Annotated in this window: 16 protein-coding genes and 1 tRNA gene; 5 read left to right on the top strand and 12 right to left on the bottom strand. The window is 59.8% G+C overall.

Annotated features, from left to right (window positions below; all coding sequences use genetic code 11):
- Nucleotides 1-100: 100 nt before the first annotated feature.
- Both HEP89_RS11865 and HEP89_RS11860 read right to left on the bottom strand, forming a co-directional pair.
- Nucleotides 101-1,480 (bottom strand): AarF/ABC1/UbiB kinase family protein, encoded by a 1,380-nt coding sequence (locus HEP89_RS11865; protein WP_168692114.1) that lies wholly within the window; start codon nt 1,478-1,480, stop codon nt 101-103.
- Between the two features lie 167 nt (nt 1,481-1,647).
- A complete protein-coding gene (locus HEP89_RS11860) occupies nt 1,648-2,535 on the bottom strand; it encodes an SDR family oxidoreductase (RefSeq protein WP_168692113.1) in 888 nt (295 codons plus the stop codon).
- Between the two features lie 97 nt (nt 2,536-2,632).
- Here HEP89_RS11860 and HEP89_RS11855 point away from each other — a divergent pair, with 97 nt between their 5' ends.
- Nucleotides 2,633-3,490, top strand: coding sequence for a helix-turn-helix transcriptional regulator (locus HEP89_RS11855; RefSeq protein WP_168692112.1), 858 nt, complete (start codon nt 2,633-2,635; stop codon nt 3,488-3,490).
- Here HEP89_RS11855 and HEP89_RS11850 read toward each other — a convergent pair.
- A complete protein-coding gene (locus HEP89_RS11850; RefSeq protein WP_197923207.1) occupies nt 3,477-4,379 on the bottom strand; it encodes a DUF3445 domain-containing protein in 903 nt (300 codons plus the stop codon). The genes HEP89_RS11855 and HEP89_RS11850 overlap by 14 nt on opposite strands.
- Before the next feature lie 11 nt (nt 4,380-4,390).
- Complete coding sequence (locus HEP89_RS11845) at nt 4,391-6,217, bottom strand: M3 family oligoendopeptidase (RefSeq protein WP_197923205.1); 1,827 nt, start codon at nt 6,215-6,217, stop codon at nt 4,391-4,393.
- A 190-nt stretch (nt 6,218-6,407) separates the two neighbouring features.
- On the opposite strand from HEP89_RS11845, the gene HEP89_RS11840 reads away from it, so the two are divergent.
- Both HEP89_RS11840 and HEP89_RS11835 read left to right on the top strand, forming a co-directional pair.
- Nucleotides 6,408-7,982 (top strand): sigma-54 dependent transcriptional regulator, encoded by a 1,575-nt coding sequence (locus tag HEP89_RS11840; protein ID WP_168692110.1) that lies wholly within the window; start codon nt 6,408-6,410, stop codon nt 7,980-7,982.
- Between the two features lie 235 nt (nt 7,983-8,217).
- Nucleotides 8,218-10,041 carry a DUF882 domain-containing protein gene (locus tag HEP89_RS11835; RefSeq protein ID WP_168692109.1) on the top strand — a complete coding sequence of 608 codons (1,824 nt, stop codon included), beginning with the start codon at nt 8,218-8,220 and terminating at the stop codon, nt 10,039-10,041.
- Between the two features lie 90 nt (nt 10,042-10,131).
- Here HEP89_RS11835 and HEP89_RS11830 read toward each other — a convergent pair whose 3' ends face one another.
- The 3 genes from HEP89_RS11830 to HEP89_RS11820 all read right to left on the bottom strand — a co-directional run bounded on the left by HEP89_RS11830 (nt 10,132) and on the right by HEP89_RS11820 (nt 11,696).
- Nucleotides 10,132-10,401: a DUF2312 domain-containing protein gene (locus tag HEP89_RS11830; protein ID WP_168692108.1), complete on the bottom strand. Its 270-nt coding sequence runs from the start codon at nt 10,399-10,401 to the stop codon at nt 10,132-10,134.
- Nucleotides 10,402-10,552: 151 nt separating this feature from the next.
- Nucleotides 10,553-10,849, bottom strand: coding sequence for a DUF1244 domain-containing protein (locus HEP89_RS11825; RefSeq protein ID WP_023003523.1), 297 nt, complete (start codon nt 10,847-10,849; stop codon nt 10,553-10,555).
- A 37-nt stretch (nt 10,850-10,886) separates the two neighbouring features.
- Complete coding sequence (locus HEP89_RS11820; protein ID WP_062487009.1) at nt 10,887-11,696, bottom strand: N-formylglutamate amidohydrolase; 810 nt, start codon at nt 11,694-11,696, stop codon at nt 10,887-10,889.
- 467 nt (nt 11,697-12,163) lie between these two features.
- On the opposite strand from HEP89_RS11820, the gene HEP89_RS11815 reads away from it, so the two are divergent.
- Together HEP89_RS11815 and pyk are read left to right on the top strand one after the other, a co-directional pair.
- Nucleotides 12,164-12,595: a DUF1036 domain-containing protein gene (locus HEP89_RS11815; RefSeq protein WP_228148130.1), complete on the top strand. Its 432-nt coding sequence runs from the start codon at nt 12,164-12,166 to the stop codon at nt 12,593-12,595.
- Nucleotides 12,592-14,028 carry a pyruvate kinase gene (gene pyk / locus HEP89_RS11810; protein WP_168692107.1) on the top strand — a complete coding sequence of 479 codons (1,437 nt, stop codon included), beginning with the start codon at nt 12,592-12,594 and terminating at the stop codon, nt 14,026-14,028. The genes HEP89_RS11815 and pyk overlap by 4 nt, the downstream gene beginning before the upstream one ends.
- 57 nt (nt 14,029-14,085) lie before the next feature.
- Here the strand turns inward: pyk and HEP89_RS11805 are convergent, their stop codons facing one another.
- The 5 genes from HEP89_RS11805 to cpdR form a co-directional block, all read right to left on the bottom strand.
- Nucleotides 14,086-15,093 (bottom strand): alpha/beta hydrolase, encoded by a 1,008-nt coding sequence (locus tag HEP89_RS11805; RefSeq protein WP_209014616.1) that lies wholly within the window; start codon nt 15,091-15,093, stop codon nt 14,086-14,088.
- A gap of 99 nt (nt 15,094-15,192) precedes the next feature.
- Complete coding sequence (locus HEP89_RS11800) at nt 15,193-15,855, bottom strand: tetratricopeptide repeat protein (protein ID WP_062487005.1); 663 nt, start codon at nt 15,853-15,855, stop codon at nt 15,193-15,195.
- A 162-nt stretch (nt 15,856-16,017) separates the two neighbouring features.
- Nucleotides 16,018-16,143, bottom strand: coding sequence for a type B 50S ribosomal protein L36 (gene ykgO, locus HEP89_RS11795; protein ID WP_006932207.1), 126 nt, complete (start codon nt 16,141-16,143; stop codon nt 16,018-16,020).
- Between the two features lie 149 nt (nt 16,144-16,292).
- Nucleotides 16,293-16,367: transfer RNA gene (locus HEP89_RS11790), tRNA-Val, on the bottom strand.
- A gap of 149 nt (nt 16,368-16,516) precedes the next feature.
- Complete coding sequence (cpdR, locus tag HEP89_RS11785) at nt 16,517-16,876, bottom strand: cell cycle two-component system response regulator CpdR (RefSeq protein ID WP_006932209.1); 360 nt, start codon at nt 16,874-16,876, stop codon at nt 16,517-16,519.
- Nucleotides 16,877-16,930: the final 54 nt, after the last annotated feature.

Below are 16,930 nucleotides of genomic sequence, written 5' to 3'. Positions count from 1 at the left end.
GTTCGGCAATGACGGGAAGTGCACAATTCGTCACACAGGTCGCGACTTTTTGACAGCTTTGGCTTTGGCATCCCTTTCCGCACTGAAATCCTTCGCACAATCAGGCAGCATGTGAGGCTCCGGCAAGCCCGGCTGAAGTCAGTACATCGTTCTGGCGCTTGCGTACGGTTGCCGCTTCAAAACCGTCGATCTGCTCGTTGAACAGCTCAAAGAAATTGAGTTCCGCCCGCAGGTGCAGGAACACTCCGCCCAACCCGATTGCCGCCCGGTCCATGAAGACGAACTCCTGCGGCACCGTCAGCGGCCCCAGTTGCTTCAGGGCGGAATGAACGCGGAAGGCTTCCTTGCGTCCGTATTCGGCAGCCGACACGCCGTCCGCGATCGATCGGACGCGGTCACTAAGCAGAGGACCGTAGATGAACCTTGCCCAGATGTTCAGAACCTCGATGACTTCCTTCTTCAGGTCCTTGAAGCCCCAGCGCTCATAGGCCGCGACCACCCGATCGTCATTTTCTTCCAGAAGGCCACGATAGAGTTCGACAACACCCTCGACAAACGCCTCGGGGAAGATGCGGATGCAGCCGTAGTCCAGCAGATTGATGCCCGCCGGAGCGCCTTCCTGCTCGAACACGGTATAGTTGCCCAGATGTGGGTCACCGTGAATGACGCCGAAATGACTGAACGGATGCCACCAGGCATGGAACATGGTTCTGGCGAGCAGATTGCGCTCGTCCTGGCTGTGTTCCTTGTAGTCGAGCAGAGGTTTTCCGGTGAGCCACCCCATTGTGAGCAGGCGTTTGGTCGAAAGCTCCGGGATCACTTCGGGTACGCGGATACGGTCGAAATCTCCCAGGATGCCCTGATAGACGGCGATATGTGCCGCTTCCCTGGCATAGTCCAGCTCCTCGCGGACCCGGGCGCTGATTTCCTTGGCGATCTCGCGCGTATCGATGGCCGGGCTCATGCGCCGATGCAATGAAAACAGCATCTGCAGTTGCTTGAGATCCGCCTCGACTGCAGAAGCCATGTCCGGATATTGCAGCTTGCAGGCCAGAACGCGCCCATCATGGCCGGTGGCCCGGTGCACCTGTCCAAGGGAAGCTGCTGCAGCCGGCTCCTTGCCGAATTCGGCAAACCGGCCTTGCCAGTCCGCACCGAGCTCAGCCCGCATCCGGCGTTTGACGAAGGCCCAGCCCATGGGCGGTGCACTGGCCTGCAGCTTGGCAAGTTCGGTCGTATATTCCGGCGGCAATGCATCCGGGATCGTCGACAAGAGCTGCGCCACCTTCATCAAGGGGCCTTTCAGCCCGCCAAGGGCCGCGGCCAGTTCGGCCGCGTTCTTGGCATTGTCGAGTTCCATGCCGAACAACCGTGCCCCGGCCACCTTTGCGGCAATGCCACCCATGTTGGTGCCGACTTTGGCGTAGCGCCCCATGCGGGCGCTGAGGCGGTTGCTTTCACGGTCTTTGCTGTCGGCCATGCGGTGGCGGGCTCCCTTGTAACAACTGGCGCTCCTGGAACGCCCGATGCATCAAACCGTTGGATACGGTCTCCTGGCACTACATATGAACTACCGCAACAATATCCAGCTCCACCAGCCGCTATTCCGACGCAGGCGTCCAACAGCCCGGCATCGCCCGGCTATTTTCAGAAATAGCCGCTCCTGCCGATGTCCACCAGCACACCGCATTCTGCCGGCTGCCAGCCGAGCGCAGCCCGGGTCCTGTCGCAGGACGCAGGACCATCCATTCCGGCAAAGATACCCAGGAAGCCGAAATAGGATCCAGCGTCGTCCGGGGTGAGCGAGCGCACGGGAAGATCCAGTCCCTGGCCGATTGCCTCGGCGATTGCGCGAAAAGGAATGCCTTCTTCACCGATTGCGTGAAAAGGACCATCTGTCTCCGGTGTTTCAAGTGCCAGACGATAAGCCCTTGCCGCATCCAGACGGTGCACTGCCGGCCAGCGGTTTTCACCATCGCCAACATAAGCGGCAAACCCCTTTTCCCGGGCGATGCCGATCAGCATCGGGACAAAACCATGATCACCCGGCCCATGAACCGAGAAAGGCAGACGGACCACCCTGGCGTTGATCCCGGCCTGCACCAATTCGGCCGTGGCGGCCTCGGTAGCTCTCGGATAGGCCTGTGAGGTTGGAACCGCCGGATCGGCTTCTGTTGCCACCGGTCCGGACCGGACAACGGCAACACCGGAGGTAACCAGCAGCGGCCGATCTGTTCCGGATAGCCCCTCGCCGAGGGCCAGAATGGCGGCACGGTCTTCCTCGCAGCTTGCGGCAAAGCGCGAAAAATCATGATTGAACGCCGTGTGCACGACAGCGTCACTTGCCCTTGCTCCATCACGAAGGCTGTCGAGGTCCTCCAGTGACCCGATCTGCACTTGTGCTCCTTGAGACCGGAGGAGCGCAGTCCCTCTTTCCGATCGGCTGAGGCCAAGCACCTGATGGCCTGCCTGCAACAACTCCGAAACGACGGCGGAGCCAACAAACCCTGTTGCGCCGGTAACGAATACTCGCATGAAAACACTCCGTTGGTTGAACGGCGAGCAGTCTTGCGGCAATATTTATCCAGTTAAAGTAGTGACTTTATACAGGTATAATGACTGACAGGATAAGATGGCGGATATCCAGGAAGACAATAGACTGGGCCGGTTTCTGAAGGATCGCAGGGCAAAACTGGATCCCGCCGCATTCGGCATTCCCCTCACCCGCCGGCGAACGCCGGGCCTGAGGCGCGAAGAAGTCGCACAACGCGCGAATGTAAGCGTCACCTGGTACACATGGCTTGAACAGGGACGTGGCGGTGCGCCTTCGGCCGACGTCCTTGACCGGGTTTCAAAGGCCCTGATGCTGACGGATGTCGAACGCGAGCATCTTTATCTTATCGGGCTCGGCCGTGCCCCTGACGTTCGCTACCAACCGCAGCAAGGCGTGTCGCCCCGGCTTCAGAACGTTCTGGATGCCCTGGAACAGACCCCTGCCATGATCAGGACCCACACCTGGGATGTCGTTGCCTGGAACCGCGCTTCTTCGGCCGTCCTGACCGACTACGCCAGCTTGCCCCCCGGCGAACGCAACATTTTGCGGCTGATCTTCAGCGATCCGAGGGTCCGCAATATCCAGGCGGATTGGGAAAGCGTCGCCCGTTTCGTCGTCGGTGCTTTTCGGGCCGATGTGGTACGCGCCGGTGCCGCATATGAAACCACATCCCTGGTAGAGGAATTGTGCCAGCTGAGCCCGGATTTCGAACGCCTGTGGAAGGACCATGACGTCCTCGCCTCAGACGACCTTACCAAGCGGTTGAAACACCCTGTGGCCGGCTGGATGAGCCTTGAATGTTCGACCTTTGCCGTCGACGGCCGTGCGGACCTTGCGATGATGGTCTACCACCCGGCGAGCGCTGAAGATCGGGAAAAGGTCAGGGCACTGATTGACGCTCAGCACACAGCACGATCTTCCGCTAGCCGAGACTGATTTTTTCCAGCGCCCGGGCCAGATCGTCCCGTGTTGCCACAAGGCCCTTGTAGGCCAGCTGATCCGGATCAAGCGCAAGAAGCTGCTTGCGGAGCCCTTCCGCCAGCCCTGCACGCCCTTCCTGCGCTTCCAGTGCCGCCAACGGATCGTGATGGATCTTGATGGTGAACAGAATATCGCCGGACCCGGGCAGACGCCGCAAGGTTTGCCGCTCGACCCGGAGGAAAAGCTGGGCCAGTGCACCGTCGTCAATCTTGACGCGGATCTGTTTCGGCAAGGGATGGTGAAGGTCACCGTCGGGATAGATCGACCAGTTGAAGCGCTCCAGAAACTGTCCGGCTTTCAGATTGTCGAATATCCGGGCCACCATCATTCCCATGCGGCTTCCGTTGAAGCCGGGAACATTGTCATGAATGCCCGTCATGGACTGGCCGAACTTCTCCGCCAGAGACCAGGACGAGGGAAAACAGAGCGCGGCGGCCGCGAGCCTGTAGCCGTCCTGCCCGGGCCGCATCAAGACAAGATCTTCCTGCACAAGACTTGCAGCCGTTACGAGTGCGGGAGCCCCGGCAAGCGGGATACGCTCGCCGTTGGCGACGATCTCGACTTCGGCGTCCCCGACCCGGTGGGTATCTGCATGAAACCGCGAGAGGTTCTCCGTGAGGAGGTCCAGGACCTCCTGCTGCGCGGCATCTGTGTCCGGCTCTGCACGGAAAACCGTTTCCAGATGATCGGAAAACAGCCGTTTCTTCTCACCCAGATGTTTCGCCAGAAAGGGATCGGGTTCCAGCCAGGCCTCTTCACCGATCGGCTTCAGACCGACGGTGAAAGGCTGGCTGGTGCCGTCATAGGGCGTGTGGTGGAAGGGTGGCAACGCTGGCCGTGTCATCGGAAACCGCGTCAAGCCTCTTCCAGAGCTTCGAGTTCGTCGATGATCCGCTCGATCACCGACAGGCCCTTTTTCCAGAAATCCGGATCGACCGCGCTTAGTCCGAACGGAGCCAGAAGTTCGGAATGGTGTTTGGTACCACCAGCCTTCAGAAGATCGAAATACTTCTCCTGGAATCCGGTCTCCGCTTCCTCGTAAACCGCATAAAGCGAGTTCACCAGGCAATCGCCAAAGGCATACGCATAGACATAGAACGGCGAATGGATGAAGTGCGGAATATAGGTCCAGAAGGTTTCATAGCCTTCGCTCAACTTGATCGCCGGACCGAGGCTTTCGCCCTGCACGGACAGCCACAATTCACCGATCTTGTCCGACGTCAGCTCGCCATTGCGCCGTTCCGTGTGAACCTTGCGCTCAAAGGTGTAGAAGGCGATCTGGCGCACCACGGTGTTGATCATGTCCTCCGCCTTGGAGGCCAGCATCACCTTGCGGGTCTGCGGGTTATCCGCCTTGGCAAGCAGGGATTTGAACGTCAACATCTCGCCGAAGACACTGGCCGTTTCCGCCAGGGTCAGCGGTGTCGGCGCCATCAGCGGTCCGTTGGGTGCCGCCAGCACCTGGTGAACGCCGTGGCCCAGTTCATGGGCAAGGGTCATCACGTCGCGGATCTTGCCCTGGTAGTTGACCAGCACATAGGGGTGCGCGCTTGGCACTGTCGGATGCGCAAACGCACCGGGCGCCTTGCCGGAGCGGGCCGGCGCATCGATCCAGCGCCGGTCGAAGAACCGGCCTGCGATTTCCGCCATGTCGGGTGAAAAGGCGCTGTAGGCGGACAGCACCGTGTCCTTCGCTTCATCCCAGGGGATCACTCGCGTGTCGGCATTCGGCAGAGGTGCATTGCGGTCCCAGGTGTTGAGCTGGTCCATGCCCAGCCACTTTGCCTTCAGCTTGTAGTAGCGATGCGACAGGCGCGGATAGGCGTCGCGCACGGCTGCCACCAACGCATCGACAACTTCCCGCTCGACCCGGTTGGAAAGATGGCGGCTGTCGGCAATGTCCGTGAAATTCCGCCAGCGGTCGGAAATTTCCTTGTCCTTGGCCAGCGTGTTGGTGATCAGCGTGAAGGTGCGCAGGTTTTCCTTGAAGGTCTGCGTCAGAGCTTCCGACGCCTTGCGGCGGGTATCGGGCGAAGGATCCACCAGCATGTTGAGCGTCGGTTCAATCGACAGTTCCTGACCGTCGACATCGAAGGTCAGCGAGGCCATAGTCTCGTCGAAGAGCCTGTTCCAGGCACCCGCGCCGGTGACGGACTTTTCGTGGAACAGTTGCTCCACCCGGTCTTCCAGCTGATAGGGCTTGCCTTTGCGCAGATCCTCGATCCAAGGCAGGTAATGTGCAAACTGGCTGTCCTGAAGCGCAGTTTCCATCACGCCGTCATCGATCTTGTTCATCTCCAGCGTGAAGAACAGAAGATGCGAACTTGCCGTCGTGATCTGCTCCTGCACATCGCCGTAGAATTTCTGCGACGCGGGTTTGATCGTGTTTTCCGAATAGACCAGGCCGGCGAAGGAAATCAGCCTGCCCATCAGGTCTTCCAGTTCCTCATAGGCGCGAATTGCCGTGACCAGCGCGGGAACATTGCTCTGGGCCAGGTCGGCCAGCCTGCCCTTGTAGGACGTCTCGAAGGTTTTCGACCGCTCCAGGATCTCCTTCAGGTCGGCAGCAACCTCCGGCGCGTCGACCGCGGGATAGAGATCCGTGAGGTCCCATTCGGGAAGCGCTCCGAGATCTCCTGAAGCGGCGGCCTGGGGGGCATGGACGGGATGTGGGATGGGCAAGTTTTTTTCTCCGGTGCGTCTGCGGACGAACGGGTCCGGCAATCTTCTGTTGTTAGAATTAGTAGGCCGGGAAAAGGCCCGCCTGCAATCTGACTGTGAAAACTTTTTTGCCTGCACTTGGACGATTTGTTTACCCAATTGCGACCAGAATGGTTCGAAACGAGACAATTCGGGACGAGCGAAACCGCCAATGCAAGCACTCAGCGGCAAAATTCTCATTGTTGACGACGATCCCATCCAGCGCAGGTTGCTTCAGGAAGCCGTGAAAAAATTCGGCTACCGGTCGAAAACGGCCGAGAATGGTGCCGAAGCGGTGCGCATCATGTCCAGCGCGGAAGCCAGCGAGATCGACCTGATCATTCTCGACATGGTGATGCCCGAGCTTGACGGCCTGGGCGTTCTGGAACGTTTGCGCTCCGACAAGAACGCAACGCCGGTCATCGTTCAGACCGCCCACGGCGGCATCGATACCGTGGTCAACGTCATGAATGCGGGCGCTCAGGATTTCGTGGTCAAACCGGTGGCGCCGGAACGGCTCAATGTCTCGATCCGCAATCTTTTGAAGACATCCGCTCTGGAAGGCGAAATCACCCGGATCCGCAAACAGGCTTCGGGGACACTGACCTTCGCCGACATCATCACCCACTCGCCGGCCATGGAACGGGTGATCAATCTGGGCAAGAGGGCCGCCGCGTCGAACATTCCGATCCTGATCGAAGGGGAAAGCGGCGTCGGCAAGGAAATGATCGCCAGCGCCATTCAGGGATCCAGCGACCGCAAGTCCAAACCTCTGGTCACGGTCAACTGCGGTGCGATCCCCGACAATCTGGTCGAATCGATTCTCTTCGGCCACGAAAAAGGCGCGTTCACCGGCGCGGTCGACAAGCATGTCGGCAAGTTTCAGGAAGCTCATGGCGGAACGCTGTTCCTGGACGAGGTTGGCGAGCTGCCTCAGGAAGTTCAGGTCAAGCTGCTGCGCGCCCTGCAGGAAAGCGAGATCGACCCGATCGGCGCTCGCCGCCCGGTGAAAGTGGATTTCCGTCTGATCTCGGCAACCAACCGCCGCCTGATCGACCAGGTGAAGGAAGGTGTCTTCCGGGAAGACCTTTATTACCGGCTCAACGTTTTCCCGATCTGGATCCCGCCGTTGCGCGACCGGCGAGAGGACATTCCCGCGCTCACCCGCCATTTCCTGGCCCGTTTCGCGGCAGAGGAAGGCAAGCCTCAGGTGGCCGGCGTCACCGCGGACACGCTCGCGATGCTCCAGGAGTATCACTGGCCGGGCAATATCAGGCAGCTGGAGAACGCGGTATTCCGCGCTGTCGTCTTGTGCGACGGCCCGCAACTGACGATCAACGATTTCCCGCAGGTTGCCGCGGCAACGGAACAGACCGCCACCCCGGGCGCAACGCTCCAGCCGCAGGCACAGATGGCCTACCCGGATCGATTGTCCGGAGGCGATCTTGCCGCAGCGCCGGTCCGCCCGAGCGAACCCTCGGTTCCACCGCACCACACCCCGTCAGCTCCCGCCCCTCAGGCAGGTTTTGAACAAGCGGCGCCCTTCGGTTTCATGCGCAACCTCGATCAGGACGGTCATGTCCGCAAGTTGACCGATATCGAGGAGGAACTGATTCGCGCAGCGATCAATCATTATTCCGGACGCATGACAGAAGTTGCCAAACGGTTGGGAATCGGCCGATCCACGCTCTATCGCAAGCTCAAGGAATACGGATTGGACGAGAGCGGCAAGGACGCGGCAGCCTGAATTGAGGCAAATCATAGCGCAAACTGTCGATTTCGACGATATTTTGACGCATTCTCCGGGTAACCACCGCTACCGGAGCGTTTTTGCACTACGCGCTTGCGCCGTTGCAGTTCTGCAACGATTATCAGCGAAGCGAAAATAGGGTAAAAACTTCTTAACCTGCGGCAGCTAGGCTATGCATCCTGCTGGGGAGCACGGGATGGGTGAAAGCCCTCTGAAAACGGCGAGATAGAGATTGCGTACACGGTTAGTTGATTTCGACGCCGTCGGTTGGCTGAAGCGTGCCGCGAAAGCGGCCGGCGCGTTTGCTGTCGTGTCTGCGTGCCTGGTCATCTTTGCCCAGGCCGAGACGCGTACCCTGAAGCTGTACAACACGCATACCAAAGAGCGTGTGTCGATTACTTTCAAGAAAAACGGCCGCTATCTGCCCGATGGTCTGCGCGAAGCCAACCGCTTCCTGCGCGACTGGCGCCGTAACGAAATGACCAAGATCGATCCGGAACTGCTGGATCTGGTCTGGGAAGTATACCAGAAGGTGGGCGCAAGCCAGCCGATCCACGTCGTCTCCAGCTACCGGTCTCCCGCAACCAACAACATGCTGCGCAAGCGGTCCTCTGGCGTTGCCAAGAACAGCCAGCACACGCTCGGCAAGGCGATGGACTTTTTCATTCCCGGCGTGAAACTTGCCACCCTGCGTGCCACCGGCCTGCGCAAGGAAGTGGGCGGCGTCGGCTATTATCCGAGATCCGGGTCCCCCTTCGTGCACATGGACACCGGCAGTGTCCGTCACTGGCCGCGCATGAGCCGTTCCGAACTGGCTCGCGTGTTCCCGGACGGCAAGACACTTCACTTTCCGTCTGACGGCAAACCTATGAGCGGCTACAAGGTTGCGCTCGCCGAAAGCAAGTCCGGCCGGTCGAGAAGTTCAAAACCGACGATCGTGGCGTCCAACACGCGCTCAAGCTCTTCCAATGGCCTGAGCACGCGCGACCAGAATCTGACCCGCCCGGGCAAACCGATTCCGGTAACCGCGCAGGATGACAATGCGTCCTCCGGTGGCGGCAACCTGTTTGCCAGCCTCTTTGGCGGCGGCAACAACCGTGACAACACATCCAAGCGTCCGGGTGCCGTCGGCAACACACCGCCGGCACCGGTTGCCGAAGCCCCGGCTGTGGTGATCGAAAATCCGCCTGTTCCCAGCCGGAAGGTCCTGGAAAGCGAACCGGAAGCACCGGCAGCAGCACCGATTGTCGTGGCCAGCAACGCGCCGATCGTGAAACCGCCTGCGGATATTCCCGCCGTGGCGGCAAGCAAGACGCCTCCGCCTGCACCGAACACGCTTGATGCACAGCGGTTTGCAATCGAGACCGGGCAACCGAGCGCGCCGACACAAGGTGCAAACCCGGTTCCCGAGAAAGCAATCGACTCGCGGTTCCAGGTAGCTTCGCGCACGCCGCAGCAGAAACCCAGCAAGGGTCTTAGCGATGCTGCCAAGGTTGCAGCGGCTAATCTCGGCCTGACCGGCGATGTCCCCGTTCCGGGCTCCGCTCCGACCGATGATCCGGTCGCAGCAATTGCCGCGGCAACGGGTACCTCCGTACCTTCTCCGGTGCCTGCACCGCGTTCGGAAACGACGCTTGCCTATGCCTCGGCCTCTGCAGCACCGACGAGCCTGAGCCGCTCGCTGCGTCCGTCGGTAAGCGAACCGGCACGGGCACAGGCCAATCGGCCGGCAGCCGGTGCCACCGCCAAGACAGCCCCTGCACGCCAGCAGTCCGTTTCAGGCCGGATCCCGCGTGATCAGATTGTCGATCCGCTTGCCGGTTTTGCAAGCCTGCCGGACAAATCCGCTCCGACGCTTCTGTCCGGCGCAGGCACCACGCGTCATCAGACCTTCGCGTGGCTCAGCCACCCCAACCAGCGCCAGCTGAAGAATGTGATGATGCCGGGCAACCGCTTTGTCTCCGCCAGCTTTGAAAACAATCCATACGGCGACCTGCGCACAGACCGGTTCGACGGTCCGGCAGTGGTCATCCTTCCGGTACGCTTCGCGCGCTGAAGCATCGACCAGTGAAAGATTGAGCATAAAAAAAGAGCGGCTTTTCAGCCGCTCTTTTTTCTTGTCGTGAACCGCGGTTACCGCAGCTTGTCATCCTTCGCCGCCGCCAACACCACCAGCCATGCCAAGTGCATGCAGGTAGAGGTCGAGAACCGCCTCTTCCTCTTCACGCTCATGCGGCTGCTTCTTGCGCAGGGAAACGACCTTCCGCAGGATCTTGACGTCAAAGCCGTTGCCCTTGGCTTCGGCATAGACGTCCTTGATGTCATCGGAGATGACTTTCTTTTCTTCTTCAAGACGCTCGATACGCTCTACAAACGCGCGCAGCTGGTCGCCTGCCACTCCACCGGGATCGGACATGTTTTCTGTTTCTCCTTCTCGTACTTCCTTGTCGCGCAGTGCGCGGTCTCAATGGCCGCGGCTGATATGAGCCGCCGTCAATAACCTGGCCGTGCGTTGCCAGACTCCGCATTGGCCGTCAAGCAGCCAAGCAAGCCGAAGCACCCCCGGCTCAGTGTTGGGGTTTGTTCTTTTCAAAGGCGGCCTGCTGATCCGCAGTCGCCTCGGTCTGGTATTTGGCCTTCCAATCGTCGTAAGGCATGCCGTAGACGATTTCGCGAGCCTCGGATTTTTCCAGGGAAACGCCCTTGTCCTGCGCCGCGTCCTGATACCAGTTGGACAGGCAGTTACGGCAGAAACCGGCCAGATTCATCATGTCGATGTTCTGAACGTCCGTCCGTCCACGCAGATGTTCCACAAGGCGTCTGAAAACCGCAGCTTCCAGTTCGAGTTTCGTCTGATCGTCCATCCCGAAGGTCTCCCTGTCCCGGACCGGTGGCCCGGCCTTAAGCAGCGTCGCTACGCGACTTGAAATGCTGGATCCGCCGGCAGTCGGACATGCCGGCAATTTTTCTCAGAACCGGCTCGAGTCGGTCCGCCCATTCAACCGCTCCAGCCGCGTCGGCAATCAGATCCTGCCGCAGTTCCAGAAGCGCATGTGCCACTCCCCGGCGGGTTGCGTGCCGGTACATTGTGTCGTTTTTGAGAGCTCCGTCGTAGGGTTCATTGTCACCGACGACGATGTCTTCCTGCGCTCTCAAGCCTTCAAGCATGGGCTGAACGGCTCGTGGGTCGCTGTCCCACAGAACGGTGACATGCCAGGGCCGCGGCACGCCGCGCCAGACCGGCGTGAAACTGTGAATGGAGACAATCACCGGCGGCTCGCTCACTTCCATCATGGCATCCAGCGTCTGGTCGATGAGGTCGTGATAGGGCTTGTGGAACCGGTCGATGCGGATCGCCCGCTCCTTCGTGTCGACCTTAGCATTGCCCGGCACGACGGCACCGTCCGACAGGCGCATGATCAGTGTAGGATCGTCATCGCCCCGGTTCGGATCGATCAGCAGCCGAGAATAGGTGGTCAGGCAAGCTGGTGCATTGAGTCGCTTCGCCAGTTCGAGCGTGACCGCGCGCGCACCGATGTCATAACCGATATGGCGTTCGAACTGTTCGGCCGGAACGCCGAGATCGCCATAAGGCTCAGGGACCGTGTTGCGGGCGTGATCGCACAAGAGCAGCAATCCGGAAGTAAAATCGCCCTTTACGTATTCGGTCGGCTGAAAGGCCCGGCCGGTTTCGGCTGCTGGTTCTATCATGTCTCGCTTCGTGGAAACTTTTATGGCTCGCTATCGCGCAGGCGGTCAGGTTTACGGCAAACCGGCGAAGGAACCAAGCCCGAAAACACCGCTTTCCGGCGGCAACACCGCAGGCCATCCACACCTTCCACACCCTTCCTTGCAATCAAGGCACCTGTGTTTTTGCCAAGGTGTGTACAACGCGGTATACGCTTTATTGACAGCTAACACCGATCTGAGGCGGAGCGGCCATGTTCCCGCCCCATTTCTGACGGCATAGGGGGTGGGACTGTTCATTTGGACAAAAAATCCGGACGGTTCGGGAAACAAGTCTGGGCGAAAGGCTCCGTATCCCGTTAACGACGTTGACAAGGCCCCCTTGTCGACGCAAAAAGCGAATGTCTGTAAAGCAGCAAAGCGAACGACTGCATATGTTTAAGGTTGGGGAACGGAACCAGGGCGAGTCTCGGGCATGTATCAGCGTGCCTGTGAAATTTGCCTTTGCTGCATTCCTCACCGTGCTGTTTTTCTCCGCATCCAGTGACGAAGCCAGAGCTGATCTGCGCCTTTGCAACAAGACCGACAGTCAGGTTGGTGTAGCCATCGGCTACAAGGACAAGACCGACTGGGTCACCGAAGGCTGGTGGAACCTTGCTTCCAATTCCTGCGAGACCCTGGTACCCGGGGCGCTGGTGTCACGATACTATTACATCTACGCAGTTGATTATGACCAATTCGGCGAATGGGGTGGCCGGGCGTTCATGTGCACCCGGGAAAAGGAATTCACCATTCGCGGAATTGAGGACTGTGTGGCTCGCGGATTCGAGCGGACAGGCTTTTTTGAAATCGACACGGGCGAACAGAGCAGCTGGACGGTCCAGCTGACCGAACCCGTGCAACAGGGGACAGGTGGGCGATGAGGCGTAACCGGCGAGTCAAAATTCTTGCAACTCTCGGACCCTCCTCCTCAGAACAAGACATCATCGAAAAATTGTATCGCTCCGGTGCGGACGTGTTCCGCATCAACATGAGCCATACCGATCATGATCGTCTGAAGATGCTCGTTGAACGCATCCGTTCTGTTGAGGAGAAGGTTGGACGACCAATCGGCATTCTGGCCGATCTGCAGGGACCCAAGCTGCGTGTGGGAACGTTTGCCGACGGTCCGGTCATGCTGGAAAACGGCGCAACGTTCACGCTGGACGCCGACAAGTCCGGCGGCAGTGTCGACAGGGTACACCTGCCGCATCCCGAAATTCTTCAGGCTCTCGAGCCGGACCACCGCCTGCTGCTCGATGACGGCAAGATCCAGCTCAAGGTTCTGGAAGCCGACCGCACCAGGGCCGTGACGGAAGTCGTCGTCGGCGGCAAGCTGTCAGACCGCAAGGGCGTCAGCGTTCCCGATTCGGAAATCGCAACCAGCGCCATGACCGAGAAGGACCACAAGGACCTGATCGCCGCCCTCGACCAGAACGTCGACTGGGTGGCCCTGTCCTTCGTGCAGCGCCCGGACGACATTGCCGAAGTGCGCAAGATCACCCGTGGCCGCGCCGGCGTCCTGGCCAAGATCGAAAAGCCGCAGGCCATCGGCCGGCTGGACGAGATCATCGAACTGTCCGACGCCATCATGGTTGCCCGTGGCGACCTGGGCGTGGAACTGCCTCTGGAACAGGTTCCCGGCCTTCAGAAGCGCATCACCCGCGCCTGCCGCCGTGCCGGCAAGCCGGTCGTGATCGCCACGCAGATGCTGGAATCCATGATCAACGCACCGGTGCCGACCCGCGCCGAGGTGTCCGACGTTGCCACCGCCGTGTTCGAAGGCGCAGACGCCGTCATGCTGTCGGCCGAATCCGCTGCAGGCGAATTCCCGATCGAGGCAGTGTCCACCATGGACAAGATCGCCCAGCAGGTGGAACAGGATCCCAACTACCGCACGATCATCTACGCACAGCGGACCGAGCCGGAAGCCACCGGCGCCGACGCGATTTCGGCAGCGGCCCGGCAGATTGCCGAAACGCTGAACCTTGCTGCTGTCGTCTGCTACACGACGTCTGGCGCAACGGGTCTGCGCGCCTCTCGTGAACGTCCGGCCAGCCCGGTGATCGTTCTGTCGCCGGTGCTTGCAACTGCACGTCGCCTGTCGCTCGGCTGGGGTTTGCACTGTGTGGTCAGTGAAGACGCCGCCAACGAGGAAGACATGATCGACCGCGCCTGCCGCATCTCCTTCTCCGAAGGGTTTGCGAAACCGGGTCAGCGCATTATCGTGACCGCAGGTGTGCCGTTCGGCACTCCGGGCTCCACGAACATGCTGCGGATTGCCTTCGTCGGCAACGACGGCCAGGGCGGCATTTGACGATCTAATCGGTTAAAACAAACCGGAAGACGAAAGGCGGCTTCAAGGCCGCCTTTTTCATGCCGTGCGCAATGTCCCGGCCCTGGCTTCAGCCACTCCCGCCTTGTCCTCTGACGCCTCTATCCGCGCCACCAGTCTGTCGATACCGGACACGATTTCATCCGCATGCGTATGCTGGGGCATATGACCGGCCGCGCCCAGCATAAGCAGCTCCACATCCGGCAGATCCTGCAAAAGGCCTTCACAATGGATCGATGGCCAGACCACCGTATCTTTCGTACCCGTGATGATCAGCGACGGCTGCCCCAGCTTTCCATACTGCCGGGACTGTTGCCGGACAGCTTCCTTCAGGCTGCAGATGTCCGCCGCGTTCGAGCGGAAGCTTTCGGGACGGAAAAGCAGCGGCAGACGGACAGACGCAGCATAGCCGGCAAGTGGCGGATCCGGATGGAAAACATGCTTCAGCATTTGTGGCACCAGCCGCTCGCCGACAGGGATCGTCAGCGTCCAGGCAAACAGCCAACCGATGACAGGCATCGCGGCAACCTTGTAGTACCAGTTGACGCCGCCCGGCCACACATGGCTGACAGGAGCCAGGAAGACCAGCCCCTTCACCCGCTCCTGAGCAGCAAGGCCCACAGCTGCCGTCACGGCTCCGCCGAGCGAATGCCCCACCACCACTGATGTCCCAATGCCGAGTTTCGCGAGCAATCCGGTAATCAGTTCCGCCTGGCTTTCAGGCGTGTTCCGGCCCGTTCTGGAGCGCTGCGAGAACCCAAGCCCCGGACGATCGATGAAAAGAAGCGAATAGCGCCCCTTGAATGCGCCTTCAAAAGCCAACTTCATGTCGTAGGCGTTGCCACTGGCCCCATGCAGGAACACCAGCACAGGCCGCTCGCTGGCCGCCTGTGACGCAGGAATGAAGTGATAGTGCATCTGCGCACCGTTCACCTCGGCAAGACTGCCGTCAGGTGTGTAGGTGCGCGAAATCTGCCTTGCCCTGAAAAGCGAGTAGGCGACAAACAGACAGGCGGCGACAAGAAGAGCAATCAGGAACGGGATCATAGCCCGGACATAGCACCGCTCTCGCAGCAATCAAGCCTGGCGGCATAAAGACAGACCGAACAAGCTTACTCGAGTGGGCTTACCTCAGGCGGGCTTGCCTCAAGCGGGTTCGCCCTCGGCTTCCTTTTCCAGATCGTTCACGGCCTTGGTGGCATTTTCCAGGCTCGGGTTGACTTCAAGAGCCCGCCGGAACGTCGCCAGCGCTTCGCTTTCGAACCCCAGACGCCGCTGGATGATGGCGAGCCCCGACAAGGCCCCCCAATGACGGGGCTCCAACGCCAGTGTGCGCTCGATATCGACCAGGGACTTGCCGAAATCTTCCGTCATGTAGTGGACTGTCGCACGCCGGTTCCAGCCTTCCGCATAAGTCGGCTTCAGGATGACCACTGTGTCCAGGAGGTCCAGCGCCAACGCATGATCGTCAGCCTGGATTGCCTTGCCGGCCCGCGACATCAGCACATCCACCGTATCACTGCCCGAATCCATCCAGAGCATCTGGATTTCCCGGCCGATACGCTCAGCTTCCTTCGGATTGTCCGATTTGGCGAGATTGGCAAAGAGTTCGTCCAGACGCGACTTCTCGTCTTCGGGATCACTCTCATCGACGACCACCTGCCCACCGTCTTCCGGAAGATCGTCGGGAAGAGCATTGAAGTCTTCGGCAGAAGGTGGCTCTGCTTCCGGACCGAGATCTGGAACAGGCTGGGCGCTGGCTAGACTGGTGCCGGCGAGAAACAGGAGGGCAAACACAAAAATCCGCATCCGACGATTATGGATCGTTGGATGCGGCGGTCAATCCGGGAATTTGACACATCTTCGTGCGCTACGGTGGCAGGGACCTGGCCGCCTCTCCCAGCAACAAGATAAAGCCTTGTTCAGGAAGAGATTTTCAGTTCTTCCGCCACGCGATGCGCGGCAACAAGATTAGCCCTGGCGTGCTTTGAAACGCGGGTTTTTCTTGTTGATGATGTAGACGCGGCCTTTACGGCGAACCATGCGGTTGTCGCGGTGGCGGGTCATGAGCGCTTTGAGCGAGTTTTTGATCTTCATGTCACTGTCCCCACAAGGGCCCTGCTTCTTTAAACCAAATGAGCGCCAAAGGCGCTCACGTTTGACTGGATTGGTCTAGAAGCTGCGGCAGGTCCTGCGCCTGTCTTCTGATCAATCCGCGCCTCTTGAAACTTCAATCAGCGCAATAATGGTGGGCGTGACAGGGATTGAACCTGTGACCCCTTCGATGTCAACGAAGTGCTCTCCCGCTGAGCTACACGCCCGAATTTCTCGGTAGTCCGACGCCCCAGCGCCGTGGTGGAGTGCGATATAACGGGGATCCGCAAACTGTGCAACCCCCCTTTTTCACCGAACTGTCAAAATTTCCCCAGCCCGGTTCGCAACCCCTGTTTTCCGCCGCGTCAACACCTTGTCAGGCGGCCAGCATGCGCTCCACTTCCTGGACAAGATCTTTAAGATGGAATGGCTTGGAAAGGACCTTGGCGTCCTTGGGAGCATCCGATTCCGGATTGAGGGCAACGGCGGCAAAACCGGTAATGAACATCACCTTCAGGTCCGGATCGAGTTCCGTAGCCCGGCGCGCCAGCTCGATCCCGTCCATCTCCGGCATCACGATATCCGTCAGAAGCAGAGAAAACGGTTCCTCGCGCAGGCGCTCGTAGGCGCTTCTGCCGTTATCGAACGAAACGACGTCATGACCGGCATTTTCCAGCGCCTTCGCCAGAAAGCGGCGCATGTCATTATCATCTTCGGCAAGCAGGATACGCGGCATCGTAATTGACCAGGTCCTTTGTTCGTGTGGGTTCGGTTCCCTTTCTGCCGGTTA

This window comes from Labrenzia sp. 5N (genome assembly GCF_012395805.1).
Classification (GTDB): Bacteria; Pseudomonadota; Alphaproteobacteria; order Rhizobiales; family Stappiaceae; genus Roseibium; species Roseibium algicola.
The sequence above is the reverse complement of the archived record's forward strand: the minus strand, read 5'-3'. Positions and strand labels throughout refer to the sequence as shown.